This window comes from Arthrobacter sp. ok909 (assembly GCF_900104405.1).
GTDB classification, from domain to species: Bacteria; Actinomycetota; Actinomycetes; order Actinomycetales; family Micrococcaceae; genus Arthrobacter; species Arthrobacter humicola.
The window spans coordinates 206,185-230,049 of the sequence record NZ_FNJS01000004.1; the positions used below are offsets into that span (position 1 = coordinate 206,185).

Consider the following 23,865-nt stretch of genomic DNA (forward strand, 5'->3'; position numbering starts at 1 on the left):
CCGTTTCCGGCGGCGCGGCCTCTCTGCAGAGTGAGGCTGCAGGCCTACTGGCCGGCGTCGGTCTCGCCGGTGTCCTCCCACATCACATCGAGGTTGCGGAAGACCGGCGGGCCGTCACACAGGGCGGCCATCTTCGCGGCGAACTCTGAGGTTTCGGGCCGGTTCGAGTTCTCCATGGCCGACTCGTAGGACTCGAATTCAACAATGGTGAGGTAGGTACCGGGGCGGTCGCGGTCGGCGGTGGCCATGATGCGTCCGAAGGTCGGGGCAGTGGACCCCTCGGTTCGTGACGGGCGGCCGAGTTGCTCGATCTCCTCGATGCGGGATGTTTGGAATTCAATGATCTGCACAAACCTGGCCATGACGGCTCCTCGACGGCGGCGGATGCTGATGCGCTTCACGCTAGACCCTCGCCCCTGCACGTGCAAGGGCAGCCGCAAGAGCAGGTGCAAGCAGCCGCGCAGGGGCCTGGGCCGCCGCCGTCGAGAGCCCGGCTACGGGGTCAGCAGGACCTTGATGGCGCGCCGTTCGTCCATGGCGCGGTAGGCCTCGGGTGCCTCCTCGAGGGGCATGACCGAGTCGAACACCCGGCCCGGGTTGATGGTGCCGTCCAGCACGTCGGCCAGCAGTTCCGGGATGTACGTCCGGGCCGGGGCCATGCCGCCGGCGATCGAGATGTTGGTGTCGAACAGGAAGCGCAGCGGGGCCTCGGCGCCGCCGGTGGGGACGCCGACAAAGCCGAGGGCGCCGCCGGGGCGGAGGCTGTGCAGCGCCTGGTCCATTGATTCCTTGGTCCCCACGCACTCCAGCACGGAGTCGGCCAGTACGCCGCCGAGCAGTTCGCGGACCCTGGCGACGCCGTCGTCTCCACGTTCGGCGACGATGTCCGTGGCCCCGAATTCGCGGGCGATCGCCTGCCGGTCCGCATGCCGTGACATCGCGATGATCCGCTCGGCGCCGAGGCGCTTGGCGGCGAGCACGCCGCAGAGTCCGACGGCGCCGTCGCCGACCACCACCACGGTGCGGCCGGGGCCCGCCTTCGCGGCGAGGGCCGCGTGGTGGCCGGTGGCCATGACGTCGGAGAGCGTGAGGAGGCTGGCACGGAGGGCATCGTCCGGATCCGTAACGCCCGGAACCTTGACCAGCGTGGATTCGGCGAGCGGCACGCGGACCGCCTGGCCTTGGCCGCCGTCGATCGTCAAGCCGGTGTCATCCTTGCCGCCCCAGCCGGCCAGGTGCTCACAGGCCACCGTGACACCGTTGAGGCACTGCGGGCACTGGCCGCAGCTGACTACGAACGGCGCGATCACGAAGTCGCCCACGGCGAGGTCTTTGACGTCCGCGCCGACGCTTTCGACCGTGCCGATGAACTCGTGTCCGATTGCGGAGGGCTTGTGGGTGGGCTTGACCCCGCGGTAGGGCCACAGATCCGAGCCGCAGACGCAGGAGGCGGTGACCTTCACGACGACGTCGGTGGGCAGTTGGACCGTGGGGTAGTCGCGGTCTTCGACTCGGATGTCGCCGGGACCGTGGATGATGGTGGCGCGCATGGGTGCTCCTCGCATGGTGGTGGGTGGGCTGGGACCGAGTTTAGTCCTCCCGGTCCGCCGAGGTCTGCTCGGGGCGCAGCAGCCGGGCGATCCTGTCCCGGACCCGCAGTTCCGGGGCGGATTCGTGGTTGAACAGGATCCGGTAGATCACCGGGGCCACCACGACGTCGATGATCTCCTGCCCCGCCGGCGCGGTTTCTCCGCGTGCCCGGGCGAGGTTCCTGATCTCCTCGACATGGCCCTGCATCAGGGCGAAGTAGTCCCGGGTCACCGCGCCGTCGGCGAGCATGTCACGCAGCACCTGGCGGCCCAGCGTCGAGGAGAACTCCTCGACGTAGGGCACGAACCAGGCCTCCATGTCCCCTTCCAGGGTCCCGGTGTCTTCCACCTGCTCGGGCAGCATCCGGTTGGACGCGACGGCGGCGAGGAGCCGCGGCAGATCTCCCCAGCGCCGGTAGATGGTCGATGAATTCACGCCGGCGCGTTCGGCCACGACGGGCACGGACAGGGCCGTACGGTCCCCGCCGTGCTCCTCCAACAGGGCGCGGACAGCTTCGTGTACTGCCTGCTGCACCCGGGCGCTGCGGCCACCGGGCCGGGGTGTCGCTGTAGCCATCATCACACCAGTTTAATGCAGATTCTGCGCTTTAGGTGGCCGCGAGGATATTAGACTCTTAATGCATAAATTGTGCTTTTAGTAGGTAGGGAAGAGCATTGAAAAACACCCGTACCGCGTTCCGGCTGCACGCGGCCCTCCTGACGGTCTTCATCGGGGCCTCGTCGGCTCCGTCGCCGTTGTACGAGTTTTACGCCCGGGAATGGGGGCTCGGCCCCGCGGCCGTGACGGTCGTGTTTGCCGTCTACGCCGTGGCGGTGCTCCTGACGCTGCTGGTTGTCGGATCCCTCGCGGACCACGTGGGTACCCGTCCGGTCCTGCTGGGCGCGGTGGGGCTTCAGGTCGCGGCCATGATGACCTTCGCCTTTGCCTCCGGGCCGGGAGTCCTCGTCGCCGCCCGGGCCTTGCAGGGGATCGCCACGGGAGCGGCCATGGGGGCCGCCGGGGCGGCCCTTCTTGCCTTCGAGGGCGTCGGACGGAGCGGCCGCGGATCTCTTGTGAACAGCGCGGCGTCCCCGGTGGGATTGTCTGCCGGGGCGCTCGGCTCGGCATCGCTGGTCCGGTTCCTGCCCGAGCCCACCAAGGCCGTGTACTTCCTCGTGGCGGTGCTCCTCCTCGGCTTGGGCGCCGCCCTCGTGTGGCTGCCGAGTGCGGGCCGCAAGGCGCCCGGCGCCGTCCGCTCCCTGGTTCCGGAGGCGAGGATTCCCCGCTCGGCCCGCCGGACGATGGCCGCCACCATGCCTGTCGCGGCGGCCACCTGGGCGCTCGCCGGTTTCTACCTCTCGCTGGGACCCGTCCTGGCGCACGCCATGACGAAGGACGGCTCGGTCCTCGTCGGCGGCCTGGCGCTCGTCGCGCTCTTCGTGCCCGGTGCCCTGGCCATCCTCGTCGTCCGGCGCTGGTCGGACCGGAACACCCTGCTCACCGGCGTCATCGCCTTGATCTCGGGCATTCTGCTCACCGTGCTGGCGGTCCAGCTTGGCTCCGCGCCGCTGTACTTCGGCGGCACGGCCGTCGCCGGCGTCGGGTTCGGCAGCGGCTACTTCGGTGCGATGCGCATGACGCTGCCCTTGTGCGGTCCGCACGAGCGCATCGGCATGCTCTCCAGCATCTACGTCATCTGCTATCTCGGCTTCAGCGTCCCGGCCGTGGCGGCGGGCCTGCTGGTCCCCGTCGCCGGAATGAAAAACACCACTCTGATCTACGGTTTGGCCCTTGTGCTTGCCGCCGTCCCTGCCCTTGTATTGATCGCCAAGGGCACCCGCACGAATCGCATCAACCTGGCCGCTGCGCCGTCAGCAGCCCCCTGAAAGGAATCGACATGACCTACACGCTCCCCGCCAACATCGAGGACCGGCCCATCACGATCATCGGCGGCGGAACCCTGGGCCGGCGCATCGCCCTGATGATGTCCCTCCAGGGCGCCGAGGTGCGTGTCTTCGACACGGACCTCGCCGTGGCCAAGGCCGCCGTCGAGTACATCGCCACACAGCGCCACCGCGCCGTGGAAGAGCTCGGGGGCACCCCGGCGGTCCGGCTCGCCGCGAAGGACAATCTAGTGGATGCCCTCCGCGATGCGTGGCTCGTGGTCGAAGCGGTTCCGGAGAAGCTCGGCCTCAAACAGGCCCTCTTCGCCGACCTCGACCAGTTGGCGGCCCCCGACGCAGTGCTGGCCAGCAACTCGTCCTCGTTTGCGTCCTCCGAATTCATCGGCGGCGTGGGCAGCCCGGAGCGGGTCCTGAACATGCACTTCTACATGCCGCCGGCGGTGCGTTCGGTGGAGCTGATGTCCAGCGGCCACACCGATCGGGGGATCATCGAGCTGCTCATGGCCGAGCTGCCCAAGTACGCGCTGCTGCCGCACCGGGTGCGCGGGCAGAGCACCGGCTTCATCTTCAACCGGATCTGGGCAGCGATCAAGCGCGAATCCCTCCTGGTGGTGGCCGAGGGCGTCGCGGACCCCCAGGACGTGGACGCACTGTTCGCCGACGTCTTCAAATCCGAGACCACGCCGTTCCGCTTCATGGACGAAGTGGGCCTGGACGTCGTCCTGGACATCGAGAACCACTACTGCGAGCTCGCCGGCATGGAGAACAAGTCGGCCCCGATGCTCGAGGAGTACATCGCCAAGGGCTGGCTGGGGGTCAAGAGCGGCCGCGGCTTCTACAACGACTACGCCTGACCCCGTCACCCGACGCGCACCACCAGCAACGCGGGGTCAGATACGGCCCAAGCAGGGCGGGCGGCATCGGCCGTGTCTGATCCCGCGTTGCTTTTTGGAGGGCTTCAAGGACGCTGACGCAGTTCATGATGCCCACGCCCGCCCACCCGGGTAGTCGCTCCGGCCCCGCATAATCCACCCGGTCAGGTGGTTGCGGGCCACTCCGGCTGCTGAGCCACACTGAGACCAGTCCTCGATGTGGCTTGGATCACAGTCACAAGTTGAGGAATACGCCGCTGGTGTCACCGCGCCTCAACTTACAAAGGAGTATCAATGGAACGGCTCATTAACATCGACAACGGTGGGACGCTGACCGATATTTGTGTCTGGGACGGTGAGAATTTTTCGTTCACGAAGACCCTCACGACGCCCTTTGACCTCTCCCAGTGTCTCTTCGACGGCATGGCCAAAGCTTCGAAGGAGATCTTCGGCGAAGAGAATCTCCCCGGGCTTCTGCACTCAACCCGTCACATCCGGTACTCCACCACCCAGGGAACCAATGCCCTCGTGGAGCGCAAGGGTCCGCGGATTGGCATTCTCACAGACAGCCCCACGCTGGCCGGCGAGCTCCGCAATGGCGAGGCGGCAGCTGAGCTGTTTGAAGACCTCGTCGGCACGCGGGTGGCAGTCATCAACGCTGAACAGGACGTGGAGGAACTTGCCCAGGAAATTGTGAAGCATGTCAACCGGCTGACGACCGACGGGGCCGCACGGCTTGTCATCGCCATGGCTGACCGCAACAAGGAGAAGGCCGTCAAAGGCGTTCTGCTCCGGAAGTTCCCCCGCCACCTGCTGGGCTCGGTACCCATGTTGTTCTCCTGGGAATTCACGCCCGACACCGTCCAGGGGCGCCGGGTGTGGTCCGGCATCATCAACTCCTTCCTGCATCCCACCATGGAGCGGTTCCTGTACAGCACCGAGCACCGGCTGCGGGACCACAAAGTTAAAAACCCGCTCCTCATCTACCGCAATGACGGAGCTTCGTCACGGGTGGCCAAGTCCGTCGCGTTGAAGACTTACTCTTCCGGCCCGCGCGGCGGGCTGGAAGGAACCAAGGCCCTCTCGGAGGCCTATGGCCTCGCGCACGTTCTCATGATCGACGTCGGCGGCACCACCACGGACGTCGGCTCGGTCAAGAACTCGACCATCTCGACGGACCGCAGGGGCTCCATCCAGGGAGTTCCGGTGTCATTCGAGATGAGCAACGTCCACTCCAGCGGCGTCGGCGGCAGTTCCGTTATCGCCGTTCGCGACGGCGTCATCACCGTCGGCCCGGAGAGCGTCGGAGCCGCCCCTGGCCCTGCTTGTTTTGGTTTTGGGGGCAAGCAGGCCACCATCACGGACGTAAATCTTCTTCTCGGGGTGCTCGATCCGGACACGTACCTCGATGGCGGTTTCAGTCTTGACGCGGAACGCTCCCGCGCCGTCATAACCGAAGTCATCGCAGAACCTTTGGGGATCACCCTGAATGACGCCCTGATCCGGATGGAGGCCGCCTACTTCGAACGCATGTCGCAGTCCTTTGCCGCCGACGTCGAGGATGCGGATGCCACAACGGTGGCTGCATTCGGGGGTGCCGGACCAATGAGCGCCTGTGGTGCCGCGCGAATCGCGGGCGTTCGTCGTGTCCTGGTGCCCAAGATGGCGGCAGTCTTCTCAGCCTTCGGAATCGGCTTTTCTGACATTGCGCAGACCTATGAGGCGAATGTCGCGGGGATGGATGCGCAAGACTTCGGTGCAACCAAGGCGATGCTGCTGGCCCGGGCTGCGCGGGACATGTTCCAGGAGGGCCACGAAATTGACGACTGCCGGCTCGAATGGAACGTGGTGCTGGAAGATGCCGAGGGGCAGCTGGTTTCCGAGTTGCCGTACCTGGCTTCCGATCCGCAGCCCGGCACCAGCGAGCACAACACCATGCTGACCCTGACCGCCCGGTACGAACTGCCGCACGCATCAATCAGGCGGGCCGAATCAGTGGCGAAGACGCCCGCCGTCGCCGCCTCCACCCGAAAGGTCCGCTCCGCCGTGGACAAGGTGGACGAGGTGCAGGTCTTCGACCTGGGCAACCAAACGGCCGGAGCATCGGCGTCGGGCCCCGCAATCGTCGAAGGCCCCTACTTCACTGCCCGCGTGCCGCATGGCTGGGTCTTCGACGTGACGGTCTCCGGCGACCTCATGCTCACAGACACCATCCAGAAGTGACCCCCACAACCAGCAAGAACAGGTGAGACACGTTATGCGAATTCCAATGACGGAATATCTGATCATCGATCTCGAGACCGAGCGGTGGAACTGCAGGGTATGCAACCAGGACCTCGGCGAGGCCAGAGGCAACTACAAGGAGGGGACACTGGTCTACGACCGGGACCCCAGGGAAATCCACCAGTCGATCCTGGACCCGGAGAAGTACGAATTCACGTTCGCTCCGGACCCCACCTTCTGCCGGATTCTCGAGTTCTACTGCCCGGGGTGCGGGACGCAGTTGGAAACGGAATACGTACCGCCGGGACACCCGCCCACGGTGGACATGCTCTGGGACATCGACTCGCTCCGCGAAACATGGACCAAGCGGGGCACCAAGCCTGAGGTCGTCATCAATTACGGACCCGGCGAAGAGGCCGTTGCCGATTTCACCCCGGCCCTCGGCTCATACAACACCCACAACCATTCCCCCCATTCGTTCAGCTAGTACTTGGAATAAAGGAGACCACTGGTCATGAAACGAATCTCCGTCGACATCGGCGGCACATTTACCGACTGCTTTTTTGCCTGGGAAGACCAGTACGTTGAAGCAAAGGCGCTCACAACGCACCACAACCTGGCCCAAGGCTTCAATGAAGCACTCGACCTTGCCTGCTCACGCGCCGGACTGGACAGGGACCTCGTCCTGAAGGAAGTCGATTCCGTCCGCTATGCCACGACGCTCGGCACCAATGCCCTGATCGAAGGCAAAGGCCCACGTGTGGGGGCACTGGTCACCCACGGCTTCGAGGACACCATCCCGCTTTCCCGCGGCCGTGGCTACGGCGAAGGTCTGGACCCTTCCAAGCAGCAGAACATGCCTGATGCCACCCGCCCTGATCCGCTTGTGCCCCGCGCCCTGATCCGGTCGGTGAAGGAGCGGATCAACTCGGCCGGCAAGGTGGTCGTTTCGCTGATGGAAGACGATGTCCGCACCCAGGTGCGCGAACTCGTGGACGGCGGGGCGGAAGCGATCGTGGTCTCCCTGGTCAACTCGACCGAGAACCCGGTGCATGAGCAGCAGATCCTGGAGATCATCCTGGACGAGTATCCGGCCCACGAACTCGGGGCCATCCCCGTCTTGTTGGGAAGCCAGGTGTCGGGCCGAAAGGGCGAGTACGTCCGTGCGACGTCGACGATCGTGGACGCATTCCTGCACGAGATCATGTTCCACGCGCTGGGGCAGCTGTCCAACAACCTGCGTTCGTCCGGTTACGACAAGCCCATGCTTGTCATCCACAACTCCGGCGGCATGGCGCAGTCCAACTCCACGGATGCCCTGCAGACCATCCATTCCGGCCCCATCGCCGGCGTCGGCGCCGCCCAGCACCTGGCCGACAGCACCGGTCTGGGAAACGTGATTTCGACCGATATGGGCGGCACGTCCTTCGACATCGGCCTGGTCCCGGAAGGCGGAGTCAAGCACTACGACTTCCAGCCGACCATCGGCCGCTGGCTGGTATCGGTTCCCATGATCCACTTGCTGACGCTGGGCGCGGGAGGCGGCTCGATTGCCAGTTATGACCGCATCCACCACGCGGTACAGATTGGGCCGGAATCAGCAGGCTCAGATCCGGGCCCCGCGTGCTACGACCGCGGCGGCCTCCGACCTACAGTCACGGACGCTGACCTGGTCCTGGGGTACCTGGATCCGGACAACTACGCCAACGGTTACATCAAGCTGAACAAAAAGCGCTCCGCCTACGCAATCGACGAGGTCCTCGCTGATGACCTGAACATGGACACTATCCAGGTCGCCAAGATCATCAAGAATGCGGTCGACGAGCAGATGGCGATCGGAATGGCCAAAGAGCTGCGGGTCCGGGGATACCTTCCGGAAGACTTCACCATGCTGGCCTATGGCGGCAACGGACCCCTGCACGCCTGCGGCATCGCCGATCACGCCGGCATCCGCAGGATCCTCGCGCCGCCCTTTTCCTCGGTGTTCTCGGCCTGCGGCGCCGGCAACATGAAACCCCTGCACATCCATGAGCGCGGCTCCCATGTGGTGCTTTACAACCCCACGGACCGCAGCCTCTACCAGAGCTACGACGAGCTGAACAACGTCATCCAGGAGCTGGAAGCCAAGGGCAAGGAAGACCTGATCCGCCAGGGGTACGACGCCGCCGACATCCGCTACAGCCTCGAAATGGACATGCGCTACGGCAACCAGCTGGTGACCACGGCCGTCGTTTTCGACATCAACCGTGTGAACGGCGTCGCCGACGTGCTTCACCTGATCCGGACGTTCTCGGATATCTATGGCAAGCGCTACGGTGCCGGCAGCCAGGCTCCCGAGGCCGGCATCCGGGCGCAGACCGTGCGGGTGTCGTCCTACGTGGACGGGGACGTGGTCAAGTTCGATTCGATCGACTCCGGACACGACAGGACCATGCCCAGCCCGGTCGGCACCCGGCAGGTCCACTTCGTGAAGATCGACGGAGCCGTCGACACCCCGGTGTACGACGCCGAGGCCCTCCACCACCAACACGTCATCCACGGCCCGGCCATCGTCACCACGGAAAACACCACGTATCTGGTGGAACCGGGATGGCGCCTGGAACCGACATCCCAGGGAGCCGTGTGGTTCCTCAAAGACTGATCCCGTGTCTCACGGATCCCATCCAGACCTTCCAGCTAATCCCATTGAAGGAGCTCGACAGCAATGACGCTTACAGCAAATGAACCCAGCACGTCCGGCGATGCCGACGACGCTTCCCAGCCGCTGACTGCCCAGGAGCAGCAGTGGGTGGACCAATTCATGGACGAAACAACCCTGTTTCTCGGCCCGGACCCGGCCATCATGCGAAGCCACCAGATCACGTCCCGCTCCGCCTACGAGGAAGAGTGCATCTCCAAGGGCGTGGACCCTATCAAGGTCGACCGCATCCGCAAGCGTCTGGCCGGTGCCCTGGATGAGGGCTACGAAATGTGCGAGGCCATGGGTGCCGCTCCCGGCGCCAAATGGGGGGACCTGACGACGGCGATCTACACCGCCGAAGGGGACGTCACCTACCTGTCCTGCCACGGCGTGATCGCGTTCTCGGCGATCCTGCATCACCCGATCCGCTACATCATGAAGTACTGGAAGGACGAGCCGACGGTAGGGATCAACCCTGGCGATGGGTTCATCCACAATGATGCCCGGTACGGAAACGTCCACAACACGGACCAGTCCATGATCATGCCGATCTTCCGCGAGGGAAAGATCATCGCCTGGGTCGCCGCAACCATCCACGAAGGCGAGAACGGGGCCTGCGAGCCCGGCGGAATGCCGTCAGGTTCCGAGACCCCGTTCGACGACGGACTCCGGATGTCCCCGTTCAAGATCGTTGAGAAGGGCGATCTGCGCCGGGACCTGCTGACATTCCTGCAGCACTCGGTTCGCGACCCCAAGCTGCAACTGGCTGACCTCAAGGTCAAGATCGGTGCCGTCCAGCGCATCCAGGAACGCGTCGACAGCATCATCGACGAAGTGGGAGTGGAGACCTTTGTCGCTGCCCTGCGGGTCACCGTTGAAGACGTGGAGCAGGAAGTCAAGCGCCGCATCAGTGAACTGCCGGACGGGACCGTGTCCTTTAACCAGTTCATGGACTCCACGCTCAAGGAGAACATCCTGATCAAGTTTGCCTGCAAGGTGACGGTCAAGGGTGACAAAATGACGGTGGACCTGAGGGGCACGGGTCCCGAAATCCTCAACCGGGCCATTAACTCCCCGCTGTGCTCGGTCAAATCGATGATGATGCAGGCAATCCTGGCGTTCTGGTGGCCTGACCTGCCCCGCTGCACCTCGGCGATGTCTCCTATCGACATCATCTCGGATGAACACACGTGGGCAGACGCTGGTTACGATGCTCCGATGGGGCAATCGCTGCAGGCCTCGTTCCGCGGATTCTCGGCCCTTCAGACAGCTTTCGCCAAGATGCAGTTCTCCAACCCGGAGAAGTTCTCCAATGTCCTGGCTCCGTGGTTCAACCAGATCAACACCTTCCTGTGGGGAGGCCTGACCCAACACGGCGACCAGGTAGGAAACCTGTGTGCCGACCTCAACGGCATGGGCGGCGGTGCCAAGGCATTCCGTGACGGTGAAGACGCCGTCTCACCGCTGTTCTGTGCCATGGCTGACACTGCCGAACAGGAAGTCATGGAAGAGGAAGTTCCTTTCATGCAGCTGGTCAGCAAGCGGATCGTCCGCGACAACCAGGGCTTCGGCAAGAACAGCGGCGGCATGGGCTACGAGATGATCGTAGCCGCCGAGGGAACGCCGATGTGGGGCTTCATGACCGTTACCTCGGGCTCCAAATTCTCGTCCGTCACAGGAATGTTCGGCGGCTACGGCTGCAGCACGACACCGCTGGCCATGGTGAAGGGCATCAACATCTACGACGTCATACGCAAAGACTCCAGCAAATTCGATTTGTCCATGGAGCGGATCATGAACGAGCAGCCCTACGAGGGCGGTAAATACACCACTTCCCATATGGGGCTGCAGTTCGACGTCGCCAAGGATGGTGAGATGTACATGATCGCCCAGGGCTCCGGCGGCGGGTACGGCGACGTTCTGGAACGTGATCCGGAAGCAGTGGCCAAGGATCTGGAACTCGGCCGCATTTCACCGAAGGTCGCCACCAGCATCTACGGCGTCGTCTGGGATCCTGAAACGTTCGTGGTGGACCAGGAGGCAACCACCCGGCTGCGCCACGACTCACGGCAGGCCCGGATCGCCCGCGGCAAGCCGTACAAGGAGTTCCTTGAGGGCTACGTGAAAACCGAGCCCCCGAAGGACCTGCTCTACTACGGGTCCTGGGGCGACGACACGGAGGAGCTCACCGCCACGCACTTCACGAATAACGGACCGGAACGGGTCAAGGCGACCATCGACAAGCTGCCGCTGATCATGCTTCCGGACCGCAGGGAAGTCAAGATCAGCGCCCTGGAGGACCGAATCCGCGAGCTCGAGCAGAAGCACGGGGAAGTTGTCCACCGTAAGTCCTAGCCCGTTACGGCACGTCCCGGGCTGCGACACAGCAACCCCAGAAGCCTTCAGCGCCGCATCCTCCCCAGCCAGGACGGTGCGACGCTGAAGGCCTATATCAGCCAAAGTATGGAGAAAGACGTCATGACCACTTCCACCGCCACCACCCTCGCAAACGTTGTTGCCTCCCCTCCGTCGGGGCGGCCGAGAGCCGTGGTGTTCGACCACCACGAGTACGCAGCTTCCGTGATTCTTCGTGGCCGGCCAGTCCCGTGGGACAACGCCACGGCGTATGCGGCTTTCTTCGCCCAGGCACAGGGGCTGCTCCGGCCGGACGTGGCGCTCCTGGACCTGGACCGGCTGTACGGTCATTTGACCGCCGGCAACACCAGGCTCGAGACCGGCATGGCGGCCAGATCCCGGACAGGGTTCGCGCTGAGGACTGTGCTGGGCGACGAGGACCTCAACCGGGCGGTGCTGGACTTCGTTACCGTGTTCGCCAAGACAGCCCGCCAGCCTGTGGTGCTGCGCATGCCGTCGCCGATGATGTGGCTCAGGGCCACGCACCACTTCTCGGGCGCGGACGATACCAGCGCTCTCGACGCCGACAACGCCGAGAACGCCTCCATGTATGTCAGCGACTGGCTGCGGGCGTTCGCGGGGCTGCCCGTCGCGGGACTCTTACTGGACAACCGAACCTCTGCCGGTGCCTCCCGCGGCGTGCACGTTCCGTTGGAGACCTACACTCCGATTGCCAATCTGGCCGGTAATTACCGTTGGACGTTGGGGCAGCTCGACGACGATCAGGCCCGTCTGCAGGGAGGCGCTGCGGTTGGCGCGTACATTCCTGAAGGGTTCTGGCTGGGGTCGGACGTGGAACTCCCGGCCGGGGGCTTCTACCTGGGCGAGATCCCCAGCGCCGCATCGCCGGAGGGCGTGCTGGCCAGACTGGGAGCCCTGGGGTAACTGACCTCGGGCTACTTCGGCGGGAGTAGGTGCCGCCGTCGGGCCTCTATGACGCAGGCCCTTCGGTCACTGACGCCGAGAGTGTTGAACAGGCTCTTGAGATACCACTTGACGGTGTTGATGCCCAGATGCAGCTCCTGGGCGATTTCGCGGTTGGACCTTTCCTTCTCGACAAGACGCAGGATCATCTGTTCGCGCTGCGACAAGCCCGGTTCCGGAACGGTGGTGCCCGCGCCGGTAGGGGGAGGGGCGGCCTCTGCAGACCACCGGGCATCGCGGTTGGTCTTGGCCTGGGAATCCAGCCGGATGAGGATACTGAGGAAACGCGGTAACTCGTGGCTCCCCACTTCCGGGGCGGGCTCCCGCCGCAGCCTGGCCGAGGTGGCGCGCACCAGATCCAGGCAGCCTGAGCCGCCATCGAGGACGGGCCGGACCAGGCCCAGCCGGGAGCACGTCTTGAGTGCAGGCCAGAGCGTCGTTTCGGCTTCCTCACGGTTCCCCGCCTGTTCCAGGGCGGCCGCCAGCAGGATACGGGCATTTAGCTCTGCCCTCGGCCCCAAATAGGCTGCGGCCCGTGACAGCAGGCGGCGGGCACCTTCCACGGTGGCCAGTTGCCTGGGGGAAGCCGGGCCCTCGTGCTCGGCGTCAGCCATGGCGGACCGCAGCTGCGTGGCCAGCTGGATCTGGTGCCTGGCCTCGGCCAGCCCTTCCAGCCGTGGCCCGGTGGTGTCTGGCGCTTCTTGGGCAACTGCCGCGTCCGGTACGTCACCGTGGGGTGACGCGTCGATGGTCCGGGGGCTGGTTCCCAACTGCACGCGTTCCAGATTCATGACCAATTTGAGCCGGTCCAGGCCGAGGCTGTCGGCCACCAGATCGCCTTCATCGAGTATTTCCCGGGCCCGCGGAGTGTCCCCCCGAAGTGCTTTTATTCTTGCCAGCGTCCCGTATGTGGACAACATGAAGTCCACCACCCCGCCCTCGGAGCCCAGCTCGCGGGTTTCCTCCAGTAACTTCTCGGCTTTGTCGAGTTCGCCGCGTTCATACAGGAGCTGGCCCATCATTGCTCCCGCCAGCCGCGCCGCATGCGAGTATCGCCCGGCCTTGCGCCGGCCGAGTTCCACAGCCGCGGTGAAGTGCCGGTCCACGCTGTCCAGATCGAGCAGGGCGTAGGCGGCAAGCCCCGCAAAACACTGTCCGTACACGCCACTGAAGGGCCCCGAGGTGAGGCCGTGGAACTTCGCGGCCCAGCGCTGTTGCTCCAAAGCGAGAGGGTAATCGCCGTCGTGGATCTTCTTGAACGTGGAGACGTTCGCTGCCACCGAGACGATCCAGGGCCGGAGCAGATCCGCCTGGGCGAAGCACTTCTCGTCCAGTTCATCCACGTGGTTTACTCTGTCGCCATACATGTCGATGCAGCTCTGCACGACGAGCCCTTCGACGCCCAGTTCAAAGCGGTCGTGTTCGGTCAGGGTCGCATCGGCGGGCATCACGGCTTCAGCCCGGTCCAAGGCACTCTGGCCGGCTGCGGATTGGTGAAGCAGGGTATGGGCCCAGGCTATCGCCGTCTGGAGCCGGGCTTGCCCGGCCACATGGTCAGCCGGGATCTTGCCGACGAGAGCCAACAGGGTCGACATGCTGGAGTGTTCGACTAGCCACATGGCCCGGAATTCGACGATCTCCACCGCGAGCTCAACGTCCCTGGCGGCGAGGGCATGGTCCACCGCGTCGCTGGGGAATCCGTTTTCCGAATACCAGCGGGCAGCGATCAGGTTCAGTTCCTTGGTCCGGCCCGGGTAATCCCGCTCCAGACGGCGGCGCAGGTAGTCCTCAAACAGGTGGTGATAGCGGTACCACGTGCCGTCCTCGTCGAGGGGCTGCAGGAAAAGATCCTGCGCCTGGATTTTCTCCAGCATCGCCTGGCCGAGTTCCACTCCCGAGAGGGCGGACGCCAGCCCCGCGCAAAGCCGTTCCGGAACCGACGTCATCAGGAGGAAATCCAGCGTTTCGGGGTCGAGGGTGTCGAGGACGTTTTCGGCCAGATATTCACCGATCGAGGCGTGCCTGCCGGAGAGACGTTCGATCAGTTCCGAGGCCCCGCGGTGGTCCCTGAGTGACAGGGAGACCAGTTGCAGCGCAGCGATCCAGCCCTCGGTCGTCCGGTGGAGGCTGGCCACGTCTCCCGCATCCAGATCGAGCCGGTTGATGCCGACCAGGAAGTCCTGGGATTCGTTTTCGTCGAACCTCAGTGCGACCGCGTCCACTTCGAGCAGCTGGTCCCGCACCATAAGCCGGCCCAGTGGCAGGCCCGAGCGGGTGCGGCTGGTGATGATGAAGGACAGATGTGAGCCGCCGGCATCGAGCAGCCGTTCCACTACCGCCCTGGTTCTGGGCTCCGTGACCAGGTGCCAGTCATCCAGGGTGATCACGATGTCCTCGCCGCCCTCATCGATGGCGTTGATGAGGGCGGGAACCACGTATTGCTCAGCGTCGTCGGGGCGCTCCTCCAGCAATTGCTGCAGCTCCTCCTCGAGTCGGGGCCGGGCTTTGCGGATGGCCTGGAGCAGATGGGAAAGGAACCAGATGGTGTTGTTGTCGTCCCGGTCCAAGGACAACCAGACGGTGACGAGGCCCTGGGACGCGAGGCTTTCCATCCATTGGGCGGCAAGGGTCGACTTGCCAAAACCGGCCGGGGCGTGGATCAACGCGAGCCGCCGTTTCCGGTCCGAGTGGAGCATCTCGGTCAGCCGCGCGCGGTGAACCCACTGGCCGACAGGCTCGGGCGCGCGGAACTTGCTTGACGCACTGGGTGGTCCTGTCGGCATCCGCCACCTCCTTGTGGTCCGGCGGTCGCCGGGAATGCATTTAGCCCTCTGAAATCCTATGGGAACCGCGGCATCAAAGACAGCGGTGACCGGCGGCCGCCCCTTCCCGCGGATTCCTGCCCCCGGCGCCCCCGCCACAAGCAACGCGGGGTCAGATATGGTCCTTCCGGGCCGGCGGTTTCTGACCCCGCGTTGGTTCTTTTTAGACGGCTTCGAGGACGCTGACGTAGTTGGCGATGCCGACGCCGCCCATGTTCTGCACCGCGGCCCGACGCGGGCTGGCCAGCTGCATGGCGCCGGCCGTGCCGGTGAGCTGCATGGCCGCGATGACGTGCTGTGAGACGCCGGTGGCGCCGACGGGGTGGCCCTTGGCCTTGAGGCCGCCCGAGACGTTGACGGGGAGCTTGCCGTCCTTGAAGACCCAGCCTTCCTCGAGGGCCCGGGCGCCCTGGCCGCGTTCGGTCAGTCCCATGGCCTCGTACATGAGCAGTTCGGCGATGGTGAAGCAGTCGTGGACTTCCGCGAAGTCGAGGTCTTCCAGCCCGACGCCGGCCATCCGCAGGGCGCGCTGCCAGGAGGCCCTCGTGGCGGCGAATTCGGTGGGGTCCCGGCGCTCGGCCGGGAAGAAGTCGTTCGCCTGGCCGAAACCCGCGAGCCGCACCGGGGCGGTGGCGCCCCCGGTGGGGGCGACGCTGAGGACGACGGCGGCGGCGCCGTCGGACACGGGGGAGCAGTCGGTGCGCCGCAGCGGGTCGGCGACCATCGGGTTCTTGTCCGAGACGGTGCGGCAGAACTCCTCGCCGAGGTCCTTGCGGAGCTGGGCGTAGGGGTTGTCCACGCCGTTGCGGTGGTTCTTCGCCGCGATGGTGCCCAGGACGTCGCCGAGCTTCCCGTTGCCGTCCCCGTAGCGCTTCTCGTAGTGCTTCGCGACCTCGGCAAAGAGCCCGGTGAACCCGGTGGTGGAGGCCTTGCCGGCCATGTCGTAGTCGGCGCCGAGCAGGGCAGCGCCCACGATGTCGGCCCCGGCGTGGGTCATCTTTTCGGCGCCGATCACCAGGACGGTCTTGGCAGTGCCGGCCAGGAGGGACTTAGTGCCTTGCTGGAACGCGGCCGAGCCGGAGGCGCAGGCGTTCTCAACCCTGGTGGAGGGGACGTTGGCGAGCTGGTCCGAGACCTGCAGCGCGAGTGAGGACGGGAAGGCCAGCGGCATCATGCCGGAGTTGAACTGGCCGAGGTAGATCTCGTCGATCTGGCCGGGCTCGATCCCGGCGTTGCCGATCGCCTCGGCGGCGACCTGCACGATGAGGGACTCGAGGGTTTCGTCGGTGAGTTTACCGAAGCGGCTGTGGCCCCAGCCGGTGAGCAGGACGTCCTTGCCGAACTGGTCTTTGAGGCTCATGCTGTGGCTCCTTCAAGAGTGTGGGTTGAGTCGAGGGAGGGGGCGACGTCGAAGGCGGCTTCAGTCTTCCCTCGGATCTCCTCGACAGTGACGCCGGGGGCGAGGCGGGTGAGTGTGAGCTTCCGGCCGCCGCCTGTTTCTTGTTCATTCTTCACAAGGTCAAACACGGCGAGGTCGCTGATGATGCGGTCCACGCAGCTCAGGCCGGTGAGCGGCAGGGTGCATTCCTTGACGATCTTCGCGGTGCCGTCCTTGGCGTTGTGTTCGGTGAGGACCACGACGCGCGGGGTGCCGGCGACGAGGTCCATGGCGCCGCCCATGCCCTTGACCATCTTGCCGGGGATGGTCCAGTTGGCGAGGTCGCCGTTCCCGGAGACCTGCATGGCGCCCAGGATCGCGACTTTGACGTGGCCGCCGCGGATCATGCCAAAGGACGTGGCGGAGTCGAAGATGCTGCCGCCGGGCAGGACGGTGACGGTCTGCTTGCCGGCGTTGATGAGGTCCGCATCTTCGTCGCCCTCATAGGGGAACGGGCCCATGCCGAGCAGGCCGTTCTCGCTCTGCAGGACAACGCGGACGCCGTCGGGCAGGTTGTTGGCCACCAGCGTGGGGATGCCGATGCCAAGGTTGACGTAGTCGCCGTCGTTCAGTTCTTCGGCCGCGATGGCAGCCATTTCATTCCGGGTCCAAGCCATGATGATTCTCCTGAAGAAAGTGGGGCGGCGCTCAGGCCGGAACGGATGTGGCCCCGGCGGTTTCGGCAGCTACAGTGCGTGGGCGGACTGTGCGCTGTTCGATGTCCTTGACGCGGGCGCTGGCCTGGACGAGGCGCTGGACGAACACGCCGGGGGTGACGATGTGGTTCGGGTCCAGCTGGCCGGGCTCCACGATCACCTCGGCTTCGGCGACAGTCACGGCGCCGGCCGTGGCCACCACCGGGTTGAAGTTCTGCGCGGTGTAGCGGTAGATCAGGTTGCCGTCGGTGTCGGCGGTGTGGGCGTGCACCAGCGCGACGTCGGCCTTGATGGCGCGTTCCTGGACATACGTTTCGCCGTCGAACTCGTCGAGCGGCTTGCCGTCGGCGACAAGGGTCCCCACGCCGGTCTTCGTGTAGAACGCCGGGATGCCCGCGCCGCCGGCACGGAGGCGCTCCGCAAGTGTGCCCTGCGGAGTGAACTCCACCTCCAGATTGCCGGCGAGGTACTGCTCGGCGAAGAGTTTGTTTTCCCCGACGTAGGAGGCGATGACCTTGCGGACCTGTCCGGCTTCGATCAGGATACCGAGGCCCTTGCCGTCCACGCCCATGTTGTTGGAGACGACCGTCAGGTCCTTCACCCCGGAGTCCCGCACGGCCTCGATCAGGTCAGCCGGGATGCCGCTGAGGCCAAAGCCTCCGACGGCGAGCGTCATGCCGTCCCGCAGCACGTCTTGCAGCGCGGCGGCCGCTCCGGATTTCAGCTTTGACATCGCATCTCCTCATTGAGCTCTTGATGCAATCCACTTTGTGGACTGTTCCTCTGCTGTTGGAGCCTACGGTGCAGAAATGGGGGCTGTCAATGGATGATTTTGGCCTCACTGGTGCCGTTTTTACAGTGTGGACGGTACACTGGTGAGTGTCCACAATATGGATAATTTGAGTGGGTCTAACGCAAAATCCGAGGAAAAAACATGTCTTCATTACCTGTCCAGGGCGCACAAGTCGTCAGCCGCGTCGCGTCGCTGCTGCGCATTGTCGGACGAAAACCGGAAGGCTCCCCGCTCGTGGAACTCGTCAGGGAATCCGGGCTCACCCGGCCCACCGTGCACCGGCTGCTTTCGTCTCTGGCGTCCGAGGGCCTGCTGGACCAGGACCCGCAGGGCGGCAACTGGGTGCTGGGTCCGGAGATCTTGCTGTTGGGGTCCGTGGCCTCGGCCCGTTTCCCGCTCGAGGACATCGCCCGGCCCAGCCTCCGGCGGCTCGCCGAGGAGACCGGCGAGAGCGCCTTCTTTTCCATCCGCCGCGGCAACGAGACGGTCTGCCTGCTCCGGGAGGAGGGAAGTTTCCCGGTCCGTTCCTTCGTGCTGCACGAGGGTGTGCGGTTTCCGCTCGGCGTCGCCTCCGCGGGCACCGCCATCATGGCGTTCCTGCCGGCGGAAGAGCAGGAGGAAATGCTCTCGGACTGGTCAGCCCACGCGGGCAGCTTCGCGGCCGGGCACACGGAAGCGCTTGTCCGCGAGAACCTCGAAGCGACGCGGCAGGCCGGCTATTCGGTCAACCCGGGGCTGGTCCTGGAAGGAAGCTGGGGGATGGGCGCGGCGGTCTTCGACCAGCGGGGCCGCCCCGCGTGGGCGCTCTCCCTGACGGGCATCGAGCCGCGCTTCCGGGAAGACCGTCGCCCGCAGCTGGGGCGGCTGCTCATGGACGAGGCCCACCGCATCTCGACGCAGCTGCAAGGCACCCGCTAGGACCCATCGGAGTGTGTTGCTGGGATTTGCGGGCCGGCCCGGACGCCTCGACAAAACAAGGGCGGCGGAGCACGATGGTATCTGCATCCGGCGACTTCAGCTGCCGCTCTGTGAGCTGAGGTTACCCGCACCGATATGATCGCCAGTGCCCGGCCCGCGGGCACGGTCCGGCGGCCGTACTCCACGACCCCGCCAGGGGGTCCCCGGGGAAGAACGGCCCGGCGGACGCGCCTTCCGCCGGCGCCGGCCGGCGCCGTGGTCGACGTCGGCCGTGAAACGAATACCAGGCCGGTCCCCGGCCGTACATTTGGAATTTCCCCAAAGGAGTGAGTCGTATGGCTCCTCACCCCGCAATACATGCAATGCCGCGCCTTGTGCGCCTCCTGATAGCTGCCGTCATGGCCTTAGTGCTCCCTCTGACTGTCAGCGGCGCCGCCCAGGCGGACGGCGGCAAGTCATCAAGGACGTGGACCGTGCAAGTCGGGTCCGAATCCGAGGACCAAGCGATCCAAGGCATGGCCTTCCTGCCCGAGCATGTTTACATCAACGCCGGCGACAAAGTGACATGGAAAGCCAACTCTGCCGAGATCCACACCGTCACGTTCCTGGCCGCCGGCCAGTCATTGGACTCCACTCAGCCGTTCAATCCCTTAGACCCCCGGTACATCTTCCGGCACGGAGGAAAGAGCTATGACGGCACGTCTTACTACAACTCCGGCGTGATGAGCAACGTGTCCAACAGCGGCTTCAAGGAAACGGACCACTACACGCTGACATTCCCGAATGCGGGCGAGTTCACCTACTACTGCCTGGTGCACGGGATGGCCATGAAGGGCATGGTGCACGTCCGGAGCGCCGGAACGGACTACCCGTACAGCCAGTCGCAGTACGACCGCCAGGCTAAGAAGCAGGAACGCCAGATCTTGCGCGACGGATACAAGTCCTGGGACGCGGCCCGCGACCAAGCCAACAACCACACGGTCATCGCCGGCACGGACAACGGGACCTCCATGGTCATGCGGTTTGTGCACCAGGAAATCAGCATCAAGGTCGGTGAAAGCGTGACATTCGTGAACAACGGCATGGGGGCCCCGCACACCGTCACGTTTGGCAAGGAACCGGCCAACATCTTCGCACCGCTCGGCGACCCTGGCCACTTCACCGGCGGGGACCTGAGCTCCGGGCTGATGCCGCCGGGCAGTCACTTTACCGTGACCTTCCATTCGGCCGGCGAGTTCAAGTACATCTGCGCCCTGCATGACTTCATGGGCATGGTGGGCACCGTCGAAGTCCGGAAGTAGGGGCCGGAATAAGGCAGACCGGATGATTCGGCGCCGGCAGGTGCCTGCCGGCGCCACATCAGCCCTTCGGGGTACCGGCTATTTCCACCAGGTATCGAAAATCGTGACCGGAACCGTGCGCTTGTGGCGGGTCCGCAGGTACATCCCCTCGATCCGCTCGGCAACGGCGTCCGGCACTTCGCGGCCCTCGAGGTAGTCATCGATGAGGTCGTAGCTCAGGCCGAGTTCATCCTCATCCGTGCGGCCGGGCGTCCCGTCCAGAAGGTCCGCCGTCGGGATTTTTTCCCAGATCCGGGCCGGCGCGCCGAGTTCGGCCAGAAGCGCGCGGTTCTGGCGCTTGTTGAGCCCGAACAGCGGCAGGATGTCGGCGCCGCCGTCGCCGTACTTGGTGAAGAATCCGGTGACGGATTCGGCACCGTGGTCCGTGCCGATCACAAGGTAATTGTGCCCGCCGGCCAGGGCATACTGGGCGATCATCCGGGTCCGGGCCTTGGTGTTGCCCTTGTGGAAATCGGAGATCCCGTTGCCGACCGTCTTCTCGAACTCGTCCTCGAAGCCGTCCACCGCAGCCGAAATATTGAACGTCCACTCGGTCTTGGCGCGCACGAAGTCAAGTGCCGCCTGGGCATCGTCCTCGTCGTGCTGGACGCCGTAGGGGAGCCGGACGGCCACGAAATTCGCCTCGACGCCCTCGGCCTCAAGCTCCTCGACCGCCAGCTGGGCCAGCCGACCGGCCAGGGAGGAGTCCAGGCCGCCCGAGATGCCCAGGACAAACCCCTTCGTATGGGTGGCCGTCAGGTATTCCTTCAGGAACGTCACGCGTTTGCGCACCTCCCCGGCCGGGTCGATCCGGGGCTGCACGCCCATTTCTTCGATGATCTTCGCCTGGAGTTCACGCATGCCTCACAGCCTAGTCAGCGGTGTCAACCACGCTCAACTGTTGCAGCCGGGCCGGCGGGTCAGCGCGGCTCCGGCGTCGGAATTGCGCGGCTTTGCCGGACCGCCGCTGCGCTTTCGGACAACCGCCACGCGGATCCCCGGGGCGCACTGCCGGAATCAGTGCACGCGTCTGGAACCGGCGCGAAAACCACGGACGTTGCGCAGCTCCGGCCCCGTCGATCGCCGGCCTTGCTTATCGGTCATGCGGCGCCGGGCCGGTGGAACCGCGCACCGTCAAGTGGGTGGGCATGACGGAGCGGCTGCGCCGGGCTCCGCCGGCCAGGGGATTCAACCGGGCCAGCAGCATGGACACGGCCACCCGGCCGGCCTGCTCGATGGGGGAGGCCATGGTGGTCAGCGGCGGATTGCAGAAGTCCGCGCCGAAGATGTCGTCGCACCCCACAATGCTCATGTCCTCCGGGACGCGGATCCCGCGCTCGCGCAGCCGCTGGAGCATCCCGATGGCAATGAGGTCGTTGAAAGCGATGCAGGCGCTGACCCGGCTGTGCACGGCGGCATCTGCGGCGGCGGCGCCGGACAGTGTGGTCGGGGCGAAGGGCCCGAGCCGATGGACCTCCACGCCGCGCGCCTCGGCCGCCTCGGACAGCGCAGTCCACCGCCGTTCGCTGGACTGCGACGACACCGGACCTGCCACATAGGCGACCCGGGTGTGCCCCAGCGAGATCAGGTGGTCCAGTGCCTGGCTGGTCGCGGAGGGGGTGTCGATGATGACCGCGGGCACCCCGGGAACGTCGCGGTTGACCGCAACCACCGGGATCTTCGCCGCCGCCGCCAGGAGGACCTCGTCACTGAGCCGGGAGGCGGCCACGATGATTCCGTCGGCACCCTTGCGGAGCTGCTCCATGGCGCTGGCTTCCACCTCATCGGATTCCTCCGTGTCCACCAGCAGCTGGGTGTAACCGGCGGCCTTGAGCTGGAGCTGCGTGCCGCGGATGAGATCGAAGTAGAAGGGGTTGGTGATGTCGGGCACCAGGACCCCTACGGCGCCGGTGCGGCCGGAACTGAGTGCCTTGGCCTGGCTGTTGGGCGTGTAGTTGAGCATGGCGGCCGCTTCCTCGATCCGCGCGCGGGTCCGGACGTTGACCCGGTCCGGCGTCGAGAGCGCCCGGGAAACGGTGGAGGCCGCCACGCCGCAGAGCGCTGCAATGTCATGGATGGTTGCGGGCCGCTCGGCCTGGTCCGGATGCGTCGACACGGGGCTCCTCTCTGAGCAAGTGTCTCTGGGCAGTGATGTTCGGTTTTCCGAGCATTACGTTTTGAACTCTCAGGGAAATCTGCCGGAAACCACCAGGCGCGGCTCACTGCGCGCGTTGCTGAGTAACCGTGCCGAGTGAGCCGCGCCACAGGGGCGCCGTGAACAAAGAATGGCACAGTTGCAAACTTTTGGCAATCGGTTGTCAAGAATTGGCAGTCCGGATAGACTCGCATCGAGACCATCACTGTGAACTGACTCACCCTGCCCCGGTGGCGGGGCACTTGAAGCGGGAGCCCAAATTGACAACAGCGTCAGCATCAACCACCTTCACCCTTTCCGGCTTTGGCGACGAGGTTGACCCCAATCCCGAGGTCCAGGCGGCAGTGCTGTTGGCGATCGGCGCCAAGCACATTGAGGTGCGCAGCGCCTGGGGAACCAACGTTGCCGAGCTTTCGGCGGAGCAGCTCGCCGAACTCAAGGCAGTTCTGGACGCCAAGGGCCTGAAGGTCTCCGCCGTCGCCAGCCCCATCGGCAAGGTGGAGGTGTCCCTTCCGGTTGAGCATGAAGTGCAGCGGCTGCGCCGGATCATTGAGGCCGCCAAGACGCTGGACACCAAGTACATCCGCATCTTCTCGTTCTACCGGGCCGCGGGGCAGAGCCAGGAAGAGATCCGCGAGGACGTGATGACCCGCATGGCGGCGCTGGCGGCACTCGCCGCGGAGGCCGGCGTCGTGCTTCTGCATGAGAACGAAAAGGGCATTTACGGCGATACGCCCGAGCGGGTGCTGGACATCATGAAGTCCGTCGATTCGCAGTCCCTGCGCCTTGCCTGGGACAACGCGAACTTCGTCCAGGTCGGCGTCAAGCCGTTCACCGACGGCTACGCCATGCTGCGCCCCTACCTGGAATACTTCCAGGTCAAGGATGCGCTGGCGGGAAGCGGCGAAGTGGTCCCGGCCGGGCAGGGCGACGGCGAATTGAAGGAAACCATCGCGGCCCTGAAGGCCGACGGCTACCGCGGCTTCGCCTCCTTGGAGCCGCACCTGGCCAGCGCCCATGAACTGGGCGGATTCTCTGGCCCGGTTGCCTTCGGTTCCGCGGCCCGCGCCTTCGCCGAGCTGGCCGCGACGAACCACATCGACCTCATCTAGCAGGACCGCAGCAGCACCCAACG

The 23,865-nt window shown here is 65.3% G+C and carries 19 protein-coding genes; 10 read left to right on the forward strand and 9 right to left on the reverse strand.

All coding sequences use genetic code 11. The annotated features are described in order from the left end of the window. Positions 1–44: 44 nt before the first annotated feature. The 3 genes from BLR03_RS05495 to BLR03_RS05505 all read right to left on the reverse strand — a co-directional run bounded on the left by BLR03_RS05495 (position 45) and on the right by BLR03_RS05505 (position 2,169). Positions 45–401 carry a hypothetical protein gene (locus tag BLR03_RS05495; protein ID WP_254788175.1) on the reverse strand — a complete coding sequence of 119 codons (357 nt, stop codon included), beginning with the start codon at positions 399–401 and terminating at the stop codon, positions 45–47. Between the two features lie 93 nt (positions 402–494). Beyond that, positions 495–1,550, reverse strand: coding sequence for a zinc-dependent alcohol dehydrogenase family protein (locus BLR03_RS05500; RefSeq protein ID WP_091250492.1), 1,056 nt, complete (start codon positions 1,548–1,550; stop codon positions 495–497). Positions 1,551–1,590: 40 nt separating this feature from the next. Beyond that, on the reverse strand, positions 1,591–2,169 hold the full coding sequence (locus BLR03_RS05505) for a TetR/AcrR family transcriptional regulator (protein WP_091250494.1): 579 nt from the start codon (positions 2,167–2,169) through the stop codon (positions 1,591–1,593). A gap of 95 nt (positions 2,170–2,264) precedes the next feature. Between BLR03_RS05505 and BLR03_RS05510 the strand changes: the two genes are divergently transcribed. The 7 genes from BLR03_RS05510 to BLR03_RS05540 all read left to right on the forward strand — a co-directional run bounded on the left by BLR03_RS05510 (position 2,265) and on the right by BLR03_RS05540 (position 12,569). After that, positions 2,265–3,476, forward strand: coding sequence for an MFS transporter (locus tag BLR03_RS05510; protein WP_091250497.1), 1,212 nt, complete (start codon positions 2,265–2,267; stop codon positions 3,474–3,476). An 11-nt stretch (positions 3,477–3,487) separates the two neighbouring features. Then, a complete protein-coding gene (locus BLR03_RS05515; protein WP_091250498.1) occupies positions 3,488–4,348 on the forward strand; it encodes a 3-hydroxyacyl-CoA dehydrogenase family protein in 861 nt (286 codons plus the stop codon). 312 nt (positions 4,349–4,660) lie between these two features. Next, complete coding sequence (locus tag BLR03_RS05520; RefSeq protein WP_091250501.1) at positions 4,661–6,589, forward strand: hydantoinase/oxoprolinase family protein; 1,929 nt, start codon at positions 4,661–4,663, stop codon at positions 6,587–6,589. A 46-nt stretch (positions 6,590–6,635) separates the two neighbouring features. After that, entirely contained in the window at positions 6,636–7,076 is a 441-nt protein-coding gene (locus BLR03_RS05525; protein WP_254788177.1) for an acetone carboxylase subunit gamma, read from the forward strand. Between the two features lie 27 nt (positions 7,077–7,103). Next, the gene (locus BLR03_RS05530) at positions 7,104–9,230 is read left to right on the forward strand and encodes a hydantoinase/oxoprolinase family protein (protein ID WP_091250505.1); all 2,127 of its coding nucleotides are present in this window, start codon (positions 7,104–7,106) and stop codon (positions 9,228–9,230) included. A gap of 63 nt (positions 9,231–9,293) precedes the next feature. Then, positions 9,294–11,624: a hydantoinase B/oxoprolinase family protein gene (locus tag BLR03_RS05535; protein ID WP_091250508.1), complete on the forward strand. Its 2,331-nt coding sequence runs from the start codon at positions 9,294–9,296 to the stop codon at positions 11,622–11,624. Between the two features lie 123 nt (positions 11,625–11,747). After that, the gene (locus tag BLR03_RS05540; protein WP_139184465.1) at positions 11,748–12,569 is read left to right on the forward strand and encodes a hypothetical protein; all 822 of its coding nucleotides are present in this window, start codon (positions 11,748–11,750) and stop codon (positions 12,567–12,569) included. Positions 12,570–12,580: 11 nt separating this feature from the next. Here the strand turns inward: BLR03_RS05540 and BLR03_RS05545 are convergent, their stop codons facing one another. The 4 genes from BLR03_RS05545 to BLR03_RS05560 form a co-directional block, all read right to left on the reverse strand. Next, positions 12,581–15,391: a winged helix-turn-helix domain-containing protein gene (locus BLR03_RS05545; RefSeq protein ID WP_091250514.1), complete on the reverse strand. Its 2,811-nt coding sequence runs from the start codon at positions 15,389–15,391 to the stop codon at positions 12,581–12,583. A gap of 202 nt (positions 15,392–15,593) precedes the next feature. Further along, a complete protein-coding gene (locus tag BLR03_RS05550; RefSeq protein ID WP_091250517.1) occupies positions 15,594–16,790 on the reverse strand; it encodes an acetyl-CoA acetyltransferase in 1,197 nt (398 codons plus the stop codon). Next, on the reverse strand, positions 16,787–17,485 hold the full coding sequence (locus BLR03_RS05555) for a CoA transferase subunit B (RefSeq protein ID WP_091250520.1): 699 nt from the start codon (positions 17,483–17,485) through the stop codon (positions 16,787–16,789). Before BLR03_RS05555 ends, BLR03_RS05550 begins: the two co-directional genes overlap by 4 nt. A gap of 31 nt (positions 17,486–17,516) precedes the next feature. After that, the gene (locus tag BLR03_RS05560) at positions 17,517–18,257 is read right to left on the reverse strand and encodes a CoA transferase subunit A (RefSeq protein ID WP_091250523.1); all 741 of its coding nucleotides are present in this window, start codon (positions 18,255–18,257) and stop codon (positions 17,517–17,519) included. 201 nt (positions 18,258–18,458) lie between these two features. Between BLR03_RS05560 and BLR03_RS05565 the strand changes: the two genes are divergently transcribed. Both BLR03_RS05565 and BLR03_RS05570 read left to right on the forward strand, forming a co-directional pair. Beyond that, positions 18,459–19,235 (forward strand): IclR family transcriptional regulator, encoded by a 777-nt coding sequence (locus BLR03_RS05565; RefSeq protein WP_091250526.1) that lies wholly within the window; start codon positions 18,459–18,461, stop codon positions 19,233–19,235. A gap of 473 nt (positions 19,236–19,708) precedes the next feature. Continuing rightward, on the forward strand, positions 19,709–20,536 hold the full coding sequence (locus BLR03_RS05570) for a plastocyanin/azurin family copper-binding protein (RefSeq protein ID WP_254788179.1): 828 nt from the start codon (positions 19,709–19,711) through the stop codon (positions 20,534–20,536). 78 nt (positions 20,537–20,614) lie between these two features. Here BLR03_RS05570 and nadE read toward each other — a convergent pair whose 3' ends face one another. Next, complete coding sequence (gene nadE, locus BLR03_RS05575; protein WP_091250531.1) at positions 20,615–21,436, reverse strand: ammonia-dependent NAD(+) synthetase; 822 nt, start codon at positions 21,434–21,436, stop codon at positions 20,615–20,617. A 232-nt stretch (positions 21,437–21,668) separates the two neighbouring features. Next, positions 21,669–22,691: a LacI family DNA-binding transcriptional regulator gene (locus tag BLR03_RS05580; protein ID WP_091250537.1), complete on the reverse strand. Its 1,023-nt coding sequence runs from the start codon at positions 22,689–22,691 to the stop codon at positions 21,669–21,671. Positions 22,692–22,990: 299 nt separating this feature from the next. Here BLR03_RS05580 and BLR03_RS05585 point away from each other — a divergent pair, with 299 nt between their 5' ends. Continuing rightward, positions 22,991–23,842, forward strand: a complete 852-nt coding sequence (locus tag BLR03_RS05585; RefSeq protein ID WP_091250540.1) for a sugar phosphate isomerase/epimerase family protein — start codon at positions 22,991–22,993, stop codon at positions 23,840–23,842. Positions 23,843–23,865 lie beyond the last annotated feature (23 nt).